The 17067-nt window shown below is 42.8% G+C and carries 13 protein-coding genes and 1 pseudogene; 7 read left to right on the top strand and 7 right to left on the bottom strand.

The genetic code is table 11. The features are described from left to right. Positions 1-25 precede the first annotated feature (25 nt). Positions 26-559: a GNAT family N-acetyltransferase gene (locus tag V7K25_RS09650; RefSeq protein WP_335157308.1), complete on the bottom strand. Its 534-nt coding sequence runs from the start codon at positions 557-559 to the stop codon at positions 26-28. A gap of 75 nt (positions 560-634) precedes the next feature. On the opposite strand from V7K25_RS09650, the gene V7K25_RS09645 reads away from it, so the two are divergent. After that, complete coding sequence (locus V7K25_RS09645; RefSeq protein ID WP_335157306.1) at positions 635-2515, top strand: ABC transporter ATP-binding protein; 1881 nt, start codon at positions 635-637, stop codon at positions 2513-2515. 537 nt (positions 2516-3052) lie between these two features. Here the strand turns inward: V7K25_RS09645 and V7K25_RS09640 are convergent. The 3 genes from V7K25_RS09640 to V7K25_RS09630 all read right to left on the bottom strand — a co-directional run bounded on the left by V7K25_RS09640 (position 3053) and on the right by V7K25_RS09630 (position 7248). Then, complete coding sequence (locus tag V7K25_RS09640) at positions 3053-3688, bottom strand: acetoacetate decarboxylase family protein (RefSeq protein ID WP_335157304.1); 636 nt, start codon at positions 3686-3688, stop codon at positions 3053-3055. 232 nt (positions 3689-3920) lie between these two features. Further along, a complete protein-coding gene (dnaK, locus tag V7K25_RS09635) occupies positions 3921-5834 on the bottom strand; it encodes a molecular chaperone DnaK (RefSeq protein ID WP_335157302.1) in 1914 nt (637 codons plus the stop codon). 595 nt (positions 5835-6429) lie between these two features. Continuing rightward, positions 6430-7248, bottom strand: a complete 819-nt coding sequence (locus tag V7K25_RS09630; protein ID WP_335157300.1) for an SDR family oxidoreductase — start codon at positions 7246-7248, stop codon at positions 6430-6432. A gap of 301 nt (positions 7249-7549) precedes the next feature. On the opposite strand from V7K25_RS09630, the pseudogene V7K25_RS31580 reads away from it, so the two are divergent. The 3 genes and pseudogenes from V7K25_RS31580 to V7K25_RS09615 form a co-directional block, all read left to right on the top strand. Next, positions 7550-7705, top strand: a pseudogene (locus V7K25_RS31580) (ATP-binding protein); the annotation flags it as partial. A gap of 132 nt (positions 7706-7837) precedes the next feature. Then, positions 7838-9298: a sensor histidine kinase gene (locus V7K25_RS09620; protein WP_335157296.1), complete on the top strand. Its 1461-nt coding sequence runs from the start codon at positions 7838-7840 to the stop codon at positions 9296-9298. 584 nt (positions 9299-9882) lie between these two features. Further along, positions 9883-10551, top strand: coding sequence for an AIM24 family protein (locus V7K25_RS09615; RefSeq protein WP_335157294.1), 669 nt, complete (start codon positions 9883-9885; stop codon positions 10549-10551). Positions 10552-10761: 210 nt separating this feature from the next. Here V7K25_RS09615 and V7K25_RS09610 read toward each other — a convergent pair whose 3' ends face one another. From V7K25_RS09610 to V7K25_RS09600, 3 genes are all read right to left on the bottom strand, one after another. Then, on the bottom strand, positions 10762-12255 hold the full coding sequence (locus V7K25_RS09610) for a DICT sensory domain-containing protein (protein WP_335157292.1): 1494 nt from the start codon (positions 12253-12255) through the stop codon (positions 10762-10764). Positions 12256-12506: 251 nt separating this feature from the next. Continuing rightward, the gene (locus V7K25_RS09605; protein ID WP_335157290.1) at positions 12507-14006 is read right to left on the bottom strand and encodes a UDP-N-acetylmuramoyl-L-alanyl-D-glutamate--2,6-diaminopimelate ligase; all 1500 of its coding nucleotides are present in this window, start codon (positions 14004-14006) and stop codon (positions 12507-12509) included. A gap of 53 nt (positions 14007-14059) precedes the next feature. Further along, entirely contained in the window at positions 14060-14347 is a 288-nt protein-coding gene (locus V7K25_RS09600) for a glutaredoxin family protein (protein WP_335157288.1), read from the bottom strand. Positions 14348-14363: 16 nt separating this feature from the next. On the opposite strand from V7K25_RS09600, the gene V7K25_RS09595 reads away from it, so the two are divergent. The 3 genes from V7K25_RS09595 to V7K25_RS09585 all read left to right on the top strand — a co-directional run bounded on the left by V7K25_RS09595 (position 14364) and on the right by V7K25_RS09585 (position 16511). Continuing rightward, positions 14364-14594 carry a DUF952 domain-containing protein gene (locus V7K25_RS09595; RefSeq protein WP_335157286.1) on the top strand — a complete coding sequence of 77 codons (231 nt, stop codon included), beginning with the start codon at positions 14364-14366 and terminating at the stop codon, positions 14592-14594. A 364-nt stretch (positions 14595-14958) separates the two neighbouring features. Then, complete coding sequence (locus V7K25_RS09590) at positions 14959-15141, top strand: DUF4089 domain-containing protein (RefSeq protein WP_335157284.1); 183 nt, start codon at positions 14959-14961, stop codon at positions 15139-15141. After that, a complete protein-coding gene (locus V7K25_RS09585) occupies positions 15138-16511 on the top strand; it encodes an AtzE family amidohydrolase (protein ID WP_335157282.1) in 1374 nt (457 codons plus the stop codon). Before V7K25_RS09590 ends, V7K25_RS09585 begins: the two co-directional genes overlap by 4 nt. Positions 16512-17067: the final 556 nt, after the last annotated feature.

Below are 17067 nucleotides of genomic sequence, written 5' to 3'. Positions count from 1 at the left end.
CTGTAGCTTGCGATATCTGATAGTTTTAAGATTGCGAAATGTAAAGAGAATCATCCGGCTGCCATTCTGAGTTTAAGACAGCGTAATATACTACATCATGACCGTAATAGCTAGCATTCTTTTCGTACTTCATTCCTACCTTTTGAATCACCCGCACTGAAGCGATATTTTCTGGATGAGCAATCGCTACTATCCGATCTAGCTTCACTTCCCAAAATCCGAACTTTAAAGTTGCAAGAGATGCTTCAGTTGCCAATCCCATGTTCCAATAGGATTTGTCAAACACATAGCCAAGCTCAACTTCTGGCGTATTTTCCAAAAATCCAAGTCCACACCGGCCAATCATTGCACCAGTTTCTTTGTATATTACTGCCCACATCCCAAAGTTATATTGTTGCCACTGCTGGATATGTTTGCTTAAACTCGCCTGAGTTTGTTCCCTTGTTCTTGGCGACAGATAGCTCATGACTCCTGCATCGCTGTAGAGGCGAAATAGGTAATCGAAGTCGTTTAGATTGAAGTGCCTTAGTCGCAATCGTGCAGTTTCTATCTCAAGCATGGTATCAGAGGAACAGGACAAACGCTACTTTAAACATGCGTATTTTTTTATAAACATTAATATAATGCTCTTACTATGAGCATCTATCAATCTCTCAAAAAATCTTATACGCAAGATCGTCGGAATGAAAATGACTGGCGGTTGTTTTTGCGTTTAGTGCCTTATGCGCGTCGTAGCGGACGGCTGTTGGCGCTATCAATGGGCCTACTCGTACCGCTAGCCCTAGCTAATGCCGTACAACCACTGTTGATTGGCCAAGCTATCTCCCTAATTCGCAATGAACCAAGCACTTACGAATTTCTCAGGAATCGCCCCTTGTCCGAAGGGCTAAATATCCTGGAGGGATTATTATTAGTTGCGATCGCAAGCCGACTGATTTTTACAGCCTATCAGGGCTATTTAGTACAGAAGCTAGGGCAAAAAATCACCGCAGCAATTCGCCAAGACTTATTCCAACATGTGACTTCGTTAGCAGTACGCTTTTTTGACCGTACACCCGTAGGTAAATTAATCACCAGACTCACCAGCGATGTAGAAGTGTTAGGCGATGTCTTTTCTACTGGGGCAATTGGCATTGTGTCCAATTTGTTTTCCATGCTGGTGATTTTGGGTTTAATGTTTTCCATCGAATGGCAACTTACTTGCTTGTTGCTAGTGATGTTGTTACCAATTAGCTGGTTAATAGTTTACATTCAGCAACAGTACCGCAAAGCCAATTACAAAGGGCGGGAAGAACTTTCTATATTGAACTCACAGTTACAAGAAAATGTGGTTGGCATTAATATAGTGCAGTTGTTCCGTAGGGAAAAATTTAATGCGGAATTGTTTCGCGCCACAAACAGCCGTTACACTCAGCAAATGGATAAAACCATCTTTTATGATTCATTTATTTCAGCCACCTTAGAATGGATTGGTCTGATTGCGATCGCAGCTGTTTTGTGCTTGGGTGGTTCGTTACTATTAGGAAAAAGTTTAGCTTTTGGGACATTATCTGCATTTATCCTGTATGCCCAGCGATTATTTGATCCTTTAAGGGATTTTGCCGAAAAATTTACGGTAATTCAAGCAGGTTTTACTGCTATAGAACGCGTAGGCGATATATTAGATGAACCGATAGAAATTCGCGATCGTGCCAATGTCCGCTTCTCAATATTTGATGCAAAATTTGGCTACATAGATGAAATAGTTGCAAATCTAGAATCTCCAGACCTGATTTCCCCGCCTGAACTAGGAGAAATCCGTTTTGATCACGTCTGGTTTGCTTACAAAAATGATGATTATGTGATTAAAGACTTAGATTTCACCATTCATCCAGGTGAAAAAATTGCATTAGTCGGCCCCACAGGTGCAGGTAAAAGTTCGATCATCCGTCTTTTGTGCCGCCTCTACGAACCCACCCAAGGACGTATTCTTATAGATGGTATAGATATTCGGGAAGTACCACAGGCAGAACTGCGGCGCTACATGGCAGTAATTTTCCAAGAAGGCTTTTTGTTTGCTGGCGATGTTAAAAGCAACATTTCTTTAGGAGATGGCTATACCATTGAACAGATTCAACAAGCAGCAGAGCAAACCAACATTGCCCAGTTTATAGAAGAACTACCCCAAGGGTATGATACTCAACTTCGAGAACGGGGCACAAATATTTCTAGTGGTCAAAAGCAACTATTAGCCTTTGCGCGGGCTGCCATTCGCAATCCCCAAATTTTGGTATTAGATGAAGCTACTGCTAGTTTAGATGTTGGCACAGAAGCTTTAGTTCAAGAAGCATTAAACCAGCTTTTGCTCAGACGCACCGCCATTATTATTGCTCACCGCCTGTCTACAATTCGCAATGTAGACCGGATTTTTGTTCTCAAGCGCGGCGAATTAATCGAACAGGGAAGCCACGATCAACTACTGCAAGAAGGAGGGCTTTATGCCACTTTACATAACTTGCAGATGTTGGGAACTTAGGATATTTTCAGAATAATCCCAATGCTCAACCTAGAAATTGCTTAGTACAACTTGGCGTAAATCCAGCTAACATCTCAATTAACAAGACTTGGAGCAACATACCCTTGTTAAAGCTAGGCAAACATTCTGCTTTGCGGTACTAACCCTCTTTTGTCAGAGTAGGAAAAGCCAATAATCCAAACGGTTACGGGGCTTTATACCAATTCTGTATGAAAATGCACATAATCAGTCCCCCCAAAACATCGGGGGGACGGCATAGCCGGGGGGTAAATATATGCAGCTTCACAAAGAAACGGTATTAGTTTCCACTTTTTAAGCTATAAATTTTAGTTTCTATTAGAAAATAAAGTCTCAAACCTTGATTAAATCAAAGCCTCAGAATTTGGCTTCGATTATTGTTTTCCGAGAGTGACAAAACAGGGTTAAGTAAGTCGGTGCAATAAAACCAAACTATGTAAACAAAAGTAAATAAGGCTCAAACTATTTCTCCCCCTTTCCCCTGCCTTATTGCAACAATAATTATTTACGCCGACCTACTTAGATAACCATCTGACCTACAACATTTGGCGCATCAACCCGCAAACTCATCTGCTCACAACGCACAGTTAACCAAGGCTGACCTAAACCTATTGCAGAAAAAGGACTTTCGGCGGGAATTTCTAACTTAGAACCAATCAAACCCAACACAGACTCAAATTCAGCAGGGAATATCAACAAATCAGCACCCTTGGCGCCAAAAGCAGAAGCACTTAACCACTGTCTCCATGCCAAGCTTTGTTGATTATAGTTAAGACTACACAATTTTCGGTTTCCCTGATGCACAGTAACATGCTTTCCTTGTTTCCAACTAAACTCAGCTAGTTCCTTTGGTAGTCCCCAAATTTCTCGACCGCCAGCCACCGAATCAGCATTATCTACATAAATATGGGAAACCCAACCACCGATTTTGCTTTGGTAATTAACGACAGCTGGGGTAATAATTAACTCACTGTACTCCAGTACCGAGCCTGACCCGTAATGAGATAAATAGACACTAGCGAGAGTTTTACCAGGCCATACAGAAATAATTTTTAACTCTAAGGGAATCAAAGGGCGCACTTGGTCAACATTTACCAAATGTAGAGTTTGGATAGCATTGCCCTGAAGTGTCCAAGGTGCTTGTGGATATGGCATAAGAGAGTTAGGAGTTGAGAGTGAGGAGTTAGGAATAAAGTTAAGAATTAAGATTAAGAGTTACCAATATTAGTTCTACTCAAACTTCAAACTCCTGTAGAGACGCGATTAATCGCGTCTCTACTCCTAACTTTTAACTTATAACTCCTTAAAAAAAATCCCCACTCAGGGATTTGCCTGAGTGGGTAATATGAGGTGCGACTAAATAATCTTCCCAACAGAAGTAGGGGAATTATTTGCTCTCTGTAAAATCAGCGTCAATTACATCGTCGCCGCTACCAGAGCTACCAGAGCCAGATGTGGAACCACCATCTTGAGGTTCAGCACCAGGTGTAGCACCGCCACCAGCTTGTTGATAGATGTTGCTACCAACAGCAAATAGTGCTTGTTGCAATTCTGGGGTGAGCTTTTTGATTTGCTCATCGTCTTCTTTAGCAACTGCTTCCCGCAGTTCTTTCACTAAACCTTCGACTTTGGTCTTGTCAGCATCGGGAACTTTATCGCCCAATTCTTGTAGCTGCTTCTCAGCCTGGTATGCTAAGGAGTCGGCTTGGTTCTTGCGTTCAATCTTCTCACGCCGTTCTTTGTCAGATGAAGCGTTTTGTTCAGCTTCTCTAACCATCCGGTCAACGTCAGATTTATCTAGGGTAGAAGCGCCGGTTATGCTAATGGACTGTTCTTTACCAGTACCTTTGTCCTTAGCGGTAACGTTAAGGATACCGTTGGCGTCAATATCAAACACCACTTCAATTTGAGGAACACCGCGTGGTGCAGGAGGAATACCATCGAGGCGGAAGGTTCCCAAGCTCTTGTTATCGTTAGAGAATTCGCGTTCACCTTGGAGGACGTGAATTTCGACGTTGGTTTGTCCATCCACAGCAGTGGAGAAGACTTCCGATTTCTTGGTGGGAATTGTGGTGTTGCGGGGGATAATTTTGGTCATCACGCCGCCCAATGTTTCAACACCCAAAGATAACGGTGTCACGTCTAACAGCAAGATGCCAGTTACATCACCAGCCAGTACCCCAGCTTGAATAGCTGCACCAACTGCTACGACTTCATCAGGGTTGACGGTTTGGTTTGGGTCTTTACCCAATACCTGCTTCACAATCTGTTGGACTGCGGGAATGCGGGTAGAACCACCAACTAACACCACTTCATCAATATCGCCTTTGTTTAACTTGGCATCCCGAAGGGCGTTTTCCACAGGAATACGGCAACGGTCGATTAAGTCAGAGCAAAGTTCTTCAAATTGAGCGCGAGTTAGGGTTGTATCTAGGTGCTTGGGGCCATCCTGGGTAGCAGTGATAAATGGTAGGTTGATTTCTGCTTGGGTGACGCTAGAAAGCTCAATTTTGGCTTTTTCTGCGGCTTCAGTCAGACGTTGTAAAGCTTGCTTGTCTTTCCGTAGCTCAATGCCTTCGGCTTTCTTGAACTTCTCAGCTAAAAAGTCAACTATTTTTTTATCAAAGTCGTCACCACCAAGGTGGGTATCACCCGATGTGGCTAGTACTTCAAAAACTCCATCTCCTACTTCCAGCACGGATACGTCGAAGGTACCACCACCAAGGTCAAACACGAGGATGGTTTCGTTACTCTTCTTGTCAAATCCATAAGCCAAAGAAGCTGCTGTAGGCTCGTTGATAATCCGTAGAACTTCAATCCCGGCAATTTTTCCAGCGTCTTTTGTCGCTTGGCGTTGCGAGTCATTGAAGTATGCGGGAACAGTGATTACAGCTTGGGTTACAGTTTCACCCAGGTATTTGCTGGCGTCTTCAACTAGTTTGCGAAGAACTTTTGCAGAAATTTCTTCAGGAGCAAACGGTTTACCAGCTATAGGACAATCTAATTTGACATTGCCGTTGCTGCTGAGAACTTTGTAAGAAACTTCCGTAGCTTCGTTACTCACTTCCTCATAGCGGCGTCCGATAAAGCGTTTGACTGAGTAAAACGTATTTTCGGGGTTCATCACTGCTTGGCGTTTGGCGATTTGCCCAACCAAGTTGTCGCCATTTTTCGCAAATGCGACTACTGATGGCGTTGTCCGAAAACCTTCAGCATTAGCAATTACTGTGGGTTTACCACCTTCCATCACTGCCACGCAGGAGTTCGTTGTTCCTAAGTCAATTCCAACTACTTTTGCCATTTTAGGTGCTGGCTCCGTATAACTACAAATGAATGAATGAGAATATAAAGGACTAAATTTTGAACCAACAGGGTCAATAAATCAGCCAGTTCAGCATGAATACCTTTGTTTTGGCTTTTCTGGGGTTAAAACTCCAGATATGCTGATATATATACTGAAGCTTAGTGTTAGCCAGTCCATGAAGGGTGGTTTCCCGAACCTTGCTTAGGACGGTTAAACTAACTAAACAGTTTTTTTAGTTATTTCATGGATTTTTTGCCTTCACTCTGTCTAATGTATGGGAATTAAGACTTTCAGTAATTAGGGTGAACCGTAACGGTAGAGTCGTGTTTGCCGCCTTTAGAGGTAATAAGTTACAAAAGTACCGAAAATAGAACAAAATTAAAGAGCGCGACGCCGAATAGCTCACCCCAAGGATTGCTTCCGTATTCCGTATAATCAGCAATATTTTGGTATTGGGCATTGGAGAAAATACTATTTAGGGAATTCCAAAAAATAAATTATCCAATTTTTGGACTTCACTACGACTTTCCCTCCCCCTGCCCCCTGCCTCTATAGCGATGGTATATTTTTTTATTTAGAAGCCCCTTAGCGCTCACTTGAGCTTAGAGAAAAGAGTTTCCCAGTTAATAGCAGGCGGTCTTTGTCCCTGGTTGACTATTTCAAAAATTTTCCTGGAACTACTTGGGTGTAAAAGACATTCTACACAAGCGTTTGCTACATCAATCCGGCTAGTATCACCTGAAAGTGTATCCCCAGTGCCTACTACCACACCGTATTTACCCCCAGTTTTTGCCTTGAGGAGGGTGTTGAGGTCGTATGAGGTATATGGCCCGTCAATCAGGCGTCCTGGGCGGATAATGGTGTAGGGTAATCCTGAGTTAATAATGGCCTCTTCGCCCTTCTGTTTAGCATCCAACACGCCAAAAGCATTAAGAACACTAAAAGGAAACTGATTTTTACGAAGAATTCCGCAAGAAGAGACGAAAACGAACCGCTTCAAATTGTGGGGTGCTGCTGTCACTAGGTTGCTTACACCTTGGGCATCGACTTTTGCGGGACTATTCTTTGCTTTTGCTTCACTAGATTTCGGGTTAAGGAAAGTGATTCCCCATTCAATCAAGTTTTGGGATTGCTCAAACTCCCATCGCGCAGAGGGAAAGGCAGTGGTTCCAGTACAACTGATGATGTGGCTGACATTTTGTGTTGCGGCTGGTAGTGTAGCTGGCTGGCGGATGTCACCAACGGCAATTTCTACTCTGTGGTTAAACATTTCTTCGGCTTTTGCGGCATTGCGTGTCAGAACGCGAACTTTCAAACCCTTTTCTAGTAACTTGCCTACCACAAGTTGCCCGACGCCACCAGTAGCACCAGCAACTAGTACCAAATCTTCAACTGAATTAAAAGAAGTCATAACATGCCTTTAAGATAGTCTATTGTTAATCTACTCAAAAAATGCGTAGGTGTAGCCAGCCGTAGGCATCGCCATAGATCCAGATTAAAAATTTAGCTAATGGCTGTTGACTCTGTAGTTTTCAGGCACATATCTGGGAATTTTAAAATCAGGGCAAACTCCCCAAAACTGAATTAGCGCAGTAGCCAGCACTTGAGGTTTCGAGCCAGGAATGAAAATTAGTCAGAAATTAATTTTGGGAAATCTAGGAATAGCTAGTCTCTCAGTTATTGAGTACCTAACAGAAGATTTGCCTAAAATTGGTATGGGATTATCGATTAGCTACCAGATAATTACTGAAAAACATGGTGGATCTTTGCAATGCATTTCAGCACCGGGACAGGGTGCAGAGTTTGTAATTGCAATCCCAATTCGAGAAGCGAAATCAGCACAATCATCAATCTGCGATCGCACTTAGAGGGGAAATTGCGCCCGAATTGTTCGGTTCTACCACTGTCGCCACTACACAAATAGCTATAACCTCTTAAGTAGTAGTGAAATGTCTACCCTAGACGCTGTTAGTCGCTCTTGAATTAAGGGGTGAAAGCCTGTGTACAAATGGATATTGCCAAGTCTGAGCGAAATCTTGGCTGAAAATCAATCAAGTGTAGCTGAATGTTCACCTGCTAAAGCAGAGCGGCAGTGGCGTGTCAGCCTAGCAGCGACAGAACATTTGCTATTAAATACTTTAGCAGCTGCTTCAGTTGACACAACCCAAGGATTAGTTTTAGCTGCACCAGCACCTTTATTTAGTCAGCCAAAACTGACTCAAAGCTTACAAACAGTAACTTTTACCGCAAAACCATTTAACCCCTTGGCGCTGATGCCATTTCAGATGCCAGATGCAATCGCCTCTGTAAATGAAGAAATCGCTCCTCATGAATCGGTACTTTCGTTGTTACCTGCCGATCCGCTAGGTGCAGAACAATTTTGCTTGGTTTTTACAGATAAATTTAGTTTAGTACTGGTTTTAGCAACCCACAAAAACGGTAAAAAAACCTTTTCATTTTCTTTTGAGCCAGAGGTAGTGCAACAGGCTTGGCGATCGCTAGGAGCAAGGGTAATGCTGGCTAATCCAGAATTTTTTGGCCGTCTGGATACTTTAGTACAAGATTATTCTCCGGTAGCGCCAGATTGCCGCATCATGATTCAGTTTAGCCAGTTGTTGCTTCAGGAATTAACAGAAGCAGAAGAGACTAAGGACTCTTTAATAGGAACTGGAGACAAGGAAGACAAAGAAAATAACCCATATCCAATCCCCAAAGTCCAATCCCCAAATCCTGATGTAGAATTGCTCCAAGCTTTCGCTCACGAAGTCCGCACACCTCTAACAACTATTCGCACCATGACTCGCCTACTGCTGAAGCGGCGAGATTTAGATGCCAGCGTGATCAATCGCTTAAAAATTATCGATCATGAGTGTACCGAGCAAATTGACCGCATGGAGTTACTGTTTAAAGCAGCGGAATTGGAAACTACTACCTCAGCAAAATCGCCAAAAACTCAACTCACGCCGATGTCTTTAGATCAAGTGTTGCAGCAGAGCATTCCCCGTTGGGAACAAGCAGCGCATCGACGGAGCTTAACTTTAAATGTTGTTTTACCCCAGCAACTACCAACTGTGGTAAGTAATCCCATGATGCTGGATCAGGTACTCACTGGTTTGATAGAGAATTTCACTCGCAGCTTACCTGCTGGTAGCCATATTCAAGTACAAGTTATTCCCGCCGGAGATCAACTTAAGTTACAATTATCGCCCCAATTTGGGTGCAAAGATTCAAGTAAAACCGCCATACCTGCAAGGCCACCAATTCGCAAAGCTCTGGGCCAATTGCTGATGTTCCAACCAGAAACGGGTACGATTAGTTTGAATATCGCCGCAACTAAGCATTTGTTTCAAGCGATCGGCGGTAAATTGATTGTGCGTCAGCGTCCACACTATGGGGAAGTTTTGACAATTTTCCTTCCCCTAGAAGTTAGCAGTAAACATAAATTAGGACTTGAAACTTAGGAGTGAATATTCAAGATATTTTTTTTCAAAATTATAAATATTCACTCTAAATTAACCTGAGTTCGATAAACCTCTCCCTGGCTTTACTACGTAGTAAAGCCAGGGAGAGGTCTTTTATATCAAATATTAGGACTTAGGCAAAATATCTCTCAAACTCTGACTTCTCCGTGCCGCGCCAGTTGCTTCAAGTCGGGGAACCCGCCCAACGCACTGGCTTCTCTGTGCCTCTGCGGTAGCCTGCGGCAAGGCGAAGCGTTTACGTTATTCCTAATACCAATTTTGTATGAAGATGCGCTTATGGTGCAAGAAATAAAGAACGAACCGCCAAGAGCGCCAAGTACGCCTTCGCGTTGGCGAAGCCTCTCGTAGAGAAGCGTCTCGAAGAGAAGAAATAAGAAATTAAGAGATTTGGCGCAGCTTTACAAAGAAACGGCATAACTCATACGTCAGTTTTAAAATAGACTTTGTTTAGCAATCTAATTATATTTTTATAACTTGTCATCTGTAAAAATAGATGCCAAAAATGTATAGAAATTCTAGTTAAAAGCGAAGTATACACTTCTGCAAAAATCAAAAGGAAAATTATGGCAACTTTTGAAGTAATCGAAAAAGAAAGCTTACGTTTAGTCAAGGTAACTTTACAAAACGAAACAGTCAAAACTGAATCTGGTGCTATGTACTATATACGTGGCAACATTCAGATGCAATCTAAAGCCCCTTCAGCAGGCGGGTTTTTAAAGTCCCTAGCCACGGGAGAAAACATTTTCCGTCCTACATATACAGGCACTGGTGAATTATATTTAGAGCCTTCTTTATCGGGATATCACATTTTAGAATTAGACGGTAGTGAATGGATTTTAGATAGTGGTGCTTATTGGGCTAGTGATGGCACTATAGAAGTAGGAGTTGAACGAAACAAATTTGTATCAGGCTTAATTGGTGGCGAGGGATTGTTTCAAACAAAAGTGAAAGGTAGGGGTACAGTAGTGATGGCAGCACAAGGCCCTGTAGAAGTAATAAATTTACGAAATGACCGATTAGTTGTGGATGGAAATTTTGCCATAGCTCGCACAAGTAGCATAAATTATCGCGTTGAAAAAGCTACCAAATCTCTTTTAGGTTCCATGACTTCTGGTGAGTTTCTCGTCAATACTTTTGAGGGAACTGGTACTGTATTGCTGGCTCCTGTACCTTATTGGCAAGTCATGATGCTCCGCCAAATTAGCGCCGCACTACCAAAAACTTCTAGCTAATAATCATCGGTAAGCTTAACTCATCGCAAGTCTTTCCGGCACGCTTGTGCGATGCCTGCGGCGGGCTACGCCTACGCTAATTTTCTTGAATTTCCGTGGATAAATCTAGTTATTAGTCATTAGTAGTAATGACTAATGACTAAAATTTTTATAACTCAAATAGGATTGCTATAGCACCATAAAGTTAACTCAGGGGATAGTTGTAACTCATCACTCATTTTCTATTGCGATCGCTTTCGGGGTATCGCCAACGCTTGGCAGTTGTACTGTAAATGTGGAACCTTCATATAATTTACTTTTCACAGAAATAGAACCGCCAGAGCGCACCAGCAATTGCTGTACAATTGTTAACCCCAACCCAGCACCACCATAATCTTCATTTGCTGCTGTACGCACACGATAAAATCGGTCAAAGATTTTGGAAATCTCGCTTTCGCCAATACCGATACCTGTGTCGCGGAATTCTAATTGGACATAATCGCCTTGAATTCGGGCACGCACCCATACTTCACCCCCATTAGGAGTATACTTAATGCTGTTATGCAACAGATTAATCACAATCTGCCTCAGCCCACCACTCACACACCAAATAGGTGGAAGTTCAGTGGGTACGGTGTAGGCTAGCATAATCCCTTTTTCTTGGGCTAGAGGTTGGTAGGTACTAACTACTCCAGGTACAATATCTGAGAGCCGCACCGACTCTAAAGCTGTTCCCTCTAAATTACGTTCCAGCTGCACCAGTTCCAACAAACCAGTAATCAGGGAATTTTGCTGATCGCACTGGGTATTTAACATCTGTAAATAACGTTGTCGCTGGGAGGGTTTAAGATTAGGGGAATTCAATAATGAAAGTGCTGTCTTCATGTGCGTCAAGGGTGTACGCAATTCCTGACACACATTTTTTAAGTATTCATCTTTAAGTTGCTCTTTGTTTTGTAGTTCTTGATTTTGCTGCTGCAACTTGGTAGTTCGGACTGCGATGATTTGACGATTAATTTCATCTTGTCGCAGGAGTTGTTTTGCAAACAGTTGATTCATCAGTGCGCCTTGGGGCGCAGTTGGACAAGTAAAATCAACAGGAATTGGGGATGATTCTGGCGTAATTGCTTGTTCAATACCATCTAATACTTGCTGAATTACTCTTCCCTCAAGAGTGTTTATAATCAGCAACGGCTGGTTTTTATTAGTATTTACCTTCCCCGATGTCTTATTTTTATGTTTTTTCAGTGGTCGATGAGCCAAAATTAAACTGCAAAACTGGGGCGATAACACCATCAGAAAGTTTTCCCGTCGCATTTGGCTATCTGGTGATAGGTGAACGGGGACATGATGAGATAAGGAGGGGGATGAGGAAGATGAGGGAGATGAGGAAGATAAAGGGGTATTTTCTTCCCCCGCTTCCCCTGCTCCCTCATCTTCCCCTGCTTTCCCATTTTTCCTCGCACTCTCGTCAATCTGGCAAGTATAAATGAGACTAGATGCATCTACCGAGGATTGATAACGCGCTAGTTCTGATTGCCAAATTTTTTCCGGTGGTAACTTCACCCATAAAGTGGCTGCAATTTGCTGCTCAATTAGTAAGTCAATTTGCGCTCTCACCAGTGATAGCAGAGTAGCAGGACTGAGGGACAATGGTTTAGGAGGCGCTTGCACTCCCATAACTAGTTGATAAACAGACAGATCCTTAGCCAGAGAAACATTCATGAGTCAAGCACAACTTGAATGAAGCAAGAAATAACTCTGTTTTCGATTTTCACCTTTATGTGTGCATTTTTTACAAAAATCATACCGAAATAAACATTAACTATAAAAAACTACATCTACAAGGGAGTGGAAAGTGGGGAGTAATGGAGACAAAGGAGGCAGGGGGAAAAGGTGACAAAAGGTGAGAACTTGCAACAAGTTTTTCCCTTCTCCTTCTCTCCATGCCTAATGCCCAATGCCCCATGCCCAAATTAAGGTTGTATGTTCAGTCTTTGGTGCAAAGCGTCGCGTGCGTGTTCTCGGTCGTCAAAATGAATTTTTTCGGTGCCGAGAATTTGGTAGTCTTCGTGACCTTTACCAGCAAGTAACACTCCATCACCGGGTTGTGCTTGTAAAATAGCGGTACGAATTGCAGTAGCCCGATCGCAAATTACAGTTGGTTGTACAGTATCAGCAATTCCCGCTAAAATATCTTGCAAAATCCGTTCTGGGTCTTCAGTCCGGGGGTTATCCGATGTCACTACTGCAACATCAGCTAACTCAGCAGCAATTTTACCCATTTTTGGGCGCTTAGTGCGATCGCGATCGCCTCCACAACCAAACACACAAATCACCTTGCCAGGTATAAACGGACGTGCAGCTTTCAATAAATTCTCCAAGCTATCTGGTGTGTGGGCATAATCTACAATCACGCTAATATCTTGGTTAGCATCAATTTGTACCCGTTCCATCCGTCCGGGAACTCCAGGAAACTCAGGTATCACAGACGCTATTAATTGCAAATCTAGCCCTAAGTGTAAAACTGCTCCTACGGCTGCGAGAAGATTTTCTAAATTATATTGTCCGACTAGGGGCGATTGAAAAGCTACATCACCTTTTGGTGTATGCAATGTACCACTGACACCATTGGGCTGGTAACTTAAATCACTCATCCATAAATCGGCGCTGTTGTCGTTTACACTGTAACTCCAAACGCGCTCAGAATCTAATGAGGCAATTAACCGCTTACCGTAAGAATCATCAGCATTAATTATTGCCCGTCCCTTGAGATAATCAGAGCTAAACAACAAAGCTTTGGCGGCAAAGTAATCTTCCATATCGGTGTGATAATCGAGATGGTCTTGGGTAAGATTACTGAACACTGCCACCTCAAATTCACAACCCAACACTCTACCTTGAGCCAGAGCGTGAGAACTTACTTCCATCACACCGAACTCACTACCAGCCTTTACAGCCTCTGCTAACTGCTGTTGCAGTTCCACCGCAAAGGGTGTAGTGTGGGCAGCAGTTTGCTCAAAACCTGCCCAACGAGTGTAAAGAGTTCCCATTAAAGCTGTAGCTAGATTAGCTTTAATGAGCAGAAATTCAATTAGATGAGTAGTTGTCGTTTTGCCATTTGTACCAGTCACACCCACCAACTTGAGTTTTTGCCCTGGATAACCATAAAAAGCACTGGCTATCTGGGCACAAGCTTGAGTTATGTTACTTGCACTAATGACCACAGCCTCATTTGTAGGAGGATTTTTTTGTGCAGCTTCGGGAGAAACGATCGCAGCTACAGCCCCCGATGCGATCGCACTTTGCCAAAATTCCCCACCATCAACCCGCGTTCCTGGCATCCCAATAAACAAATCTCCCACACGACAAGCATGGGAATTCGTCTTCAAACCCTTAACTTCCACATCCTTCATCGGATGGCTAGACAATTGTTCAACACTGTCTACCGCCGTTAGTAATTCCCGCAATTTCATTTTGTGAGCCTCGTCACCTTCTTGAGCTTGCGCTTATTCTGCATTATTTTTTTCTAATTGGCTAAATACTTACGCAACATTTGCTCCAACTGCTGCACACTAGCACGAGGAGAAGGACGCGGCAATGGTGCTTCTATAATTTCTCCCTCTGCGCCCTCTGCGCCTCTGCGGTTCGATAAATAAAGTATCGGCACTTCATACTGATATGCACCAAACCAATCTTCACGAGTCGTAATATCCCTAATTTCCAACTCGAAACTGAGATTTTGGATTTGTTCTAGCTTTTCTTGCAAGCCTTCACATAAATGACAGCCGGGTTTACTGTATAAAATTAATCGCATTTGTTAATTAATTACCATGAACACTATTTTACATATCACCAAAAGCGAACAATGGGAACAAGCAAAAATCCTCGGAACCTATCGGGGTGATACGTTAGACTCGGAAGGATTTATCCACTGTTCGACAGCAGCACAAGTTATCTGGGTGGCGAATCGTTTTTTTGTCAATCAAAAGGGTTTGGTAATTCTTTGCATTGATTCGGATCGAGTTAAAGCTGAAATTCGTTATGAAACTGCGGAGGTATAGGACTCATATTTGATTATTGAAATATACGTAGGGTGCGTTACGCCAAAGGCTAACGCACCGCCCAAAGGTTAGGTGCGTTAGGCTACGCCATAACACACCCTACTTACTACTTAGATTTTTTCAGAAATCAAATCATAGTCCTATAGATAATTTATTTCCTCATATTTATGGTGAGTTAAATATTAATGCTGTGTTTCAGTGGTTGGTTTTGAGGCGGGAGAGGATGGATTTTTTGTGTTGCCGAAAGAGGTTATAAGTTTAGAATAATACCAATTTGAAAAAAGAATGCGACAAATGGATATGTTGCAATCATTAACTGAATTGGTATAACGAACCGCCAAGACGCCAAGGACGCAAAGAAGAGATGGAAGGTTTTAATGTGGGTGAATATGTTGATCAAATGGCGTTGTTGTTGGATTTGCAGCTAAGGGATGAGTATCATGATGGTGTGGTGGAAAATTTTGAGAGAATTAGTGCGATCGCTAATCTGGTAAATTCTTTTCCTCTAACGGAGGATATTGAAGCTGCACCAGTTTTTGAACCATGAATGATGCTGTATCAATAGCTGCTGCTGTGCGTGAAGGCAAAGTTAGCGCGGTGGAAGTTACTAAGGCTGCGTTAGCACGAATCGCAACGCGGAATCATCTATTCAACTGTTTTACGACTATAACTGCTGAGACAGCTTTAACAGATGCAGCCCGCATTGACAGGGAAATTGCCCAAGGTAATAATTCTGGAACCCTTGCGGGTGTACCTTTTGCGGTGAAAAATCTCTTTGATATTGCTGGTTTAACGACTCTGGCGGGATCGAAAATCAATGCAGAAAACCCAGCAGCTACTCAAGATGCAACCGCAGTAGCGAAGTTGAAACAAGCGGGTGCTGTGTTGATTGGCGCTTTGAATATGGATGAGTACGCTTATGGGTTTGTCACAGAAAATTCCCATTACGGTGCTACTCACAACCCCCATGATTTACAGCGAGTTGCTGGTGGTTCATCGGGTGGTTCGGCGGCGGCGGTTGCTGCTGGGTTAGTACCGCTGACGCTGGGTTCTGATACTAATGGTTCAATTCGCGTTCCGGCGGCGTTGTGTGGTGTTTTTGGTTTCAAGCCGACTTATGGACGCTTATCTCGTGCTGGGGTAGCTTTATTTTCTAGCAGTTTTGACCACATTGGACCTTTTGCGCGTTCGGTGCAGGATATCGCTACGGTGTTTGATGTGCTTCAGGGAGAAGACGATCGCGATCCAATTTGTACTAAGCGTCCGCCTGAATTGGTTTTACCACAACTCAATCAAGATATCTCTGATATCAGAATTGCGATCGCTGCTGATTATTTCACCAAAGGCGCAGAACTGGAAGCTTTAGCAGCAGTCCAAAAAGTAGCTGATGCATTAAATATTACTGAATATGTAACCATACCAGAAGCACACCGCGCCCGTGCGGCAGCTTTTGTGATTACAGCTAGCGAGGGCGCAAATCTGCATTTGGATAAATTGCAAAGTCGTCCTCAAGATTTTGATTCAGCGACACGCGATCGCTTTTTAGCTGGGGCGTTAATTCCTAGTAGCTGGTATCTGCAAGCCCAACGCTTTAGAAAATGGTACCGCGATCGCGTGCGGGAAGTCTTTCAAAATGTGGATGTGATTCTCGCCCCAACTACACCAATTTCCGCACCGCTAATTGGTCAACAAACCATGATTTTGGATGGGGAAGAAATTCTTGTCCGTCCTCATTTAGGGCTATTTACTCAACCATTATCTTTTATTGGTTTACCAGTTTTATCAGTACCAATTCAGCGCCCAAATACTTTACCTTTAGGTGTGCAATTGATAGCAGCACCATATAATGAAGCGTTAATTTTACGGGTTGCGGCTGCGTTAGAGGTAAAGGGTGTAGTTTCAGCACCAATAGTCTAGTAAAAATTCCTAATTTAGAATCCAGAATTAATAAACGCCAGATTCTAAATCAATACGCATAATACCAATTCTGTATGAAGATGCACATAATTAGTCCCCCCAAAACATCGGGGGGACGGCGTAGCCGGGGGTAAATATATGCAGCTTCACAAATAAACGGTATAAGCGTCTCGTTATGCAGTAAAATTACGAGTATTTTTATTACCTGAAATTAGGGACTTCCAAATAAAAAAATGTTCCAAAACTGAGGCAAAAACTCTCTCTATTTCTTCTCTCTGCGTTCTCTGCGCGGCAGTCGCTCATGGGGGAAACCCCCAAGACCGCGCTGCCTTGTCTCTGTGGTTCGTTTCTTGGAATAATTTATTTCTTGGAAGTCCCTTAGCAACAGAATTTAACCAACAACAAAAAGCAAAACAAGAAGACCCAGACCACGACAAAGACAAATGATAAGTAAACTAGCATCTGTAATCAATAAAACTTAAGCTGTACTAATAAGTGCTGAAGCTGTAGTTACAAATGCTCATTATCTAATAAGTAAAACTAAAGCTGTATTAAA

It is taken from the genome of Nostoc sp., from assembly GCF_036919495.1.
Classification (GTDB): Bacteria; Cyanobacteriota; Cyanobacteriia; order Cyanobacteriales; family Nostocaceae; genus Nostoc.
The sequence above is the reverse complement of the archived record's forward strand: the minus strand, read 5'-3'. Positions and strand labels throughout refer to the sequence as shown.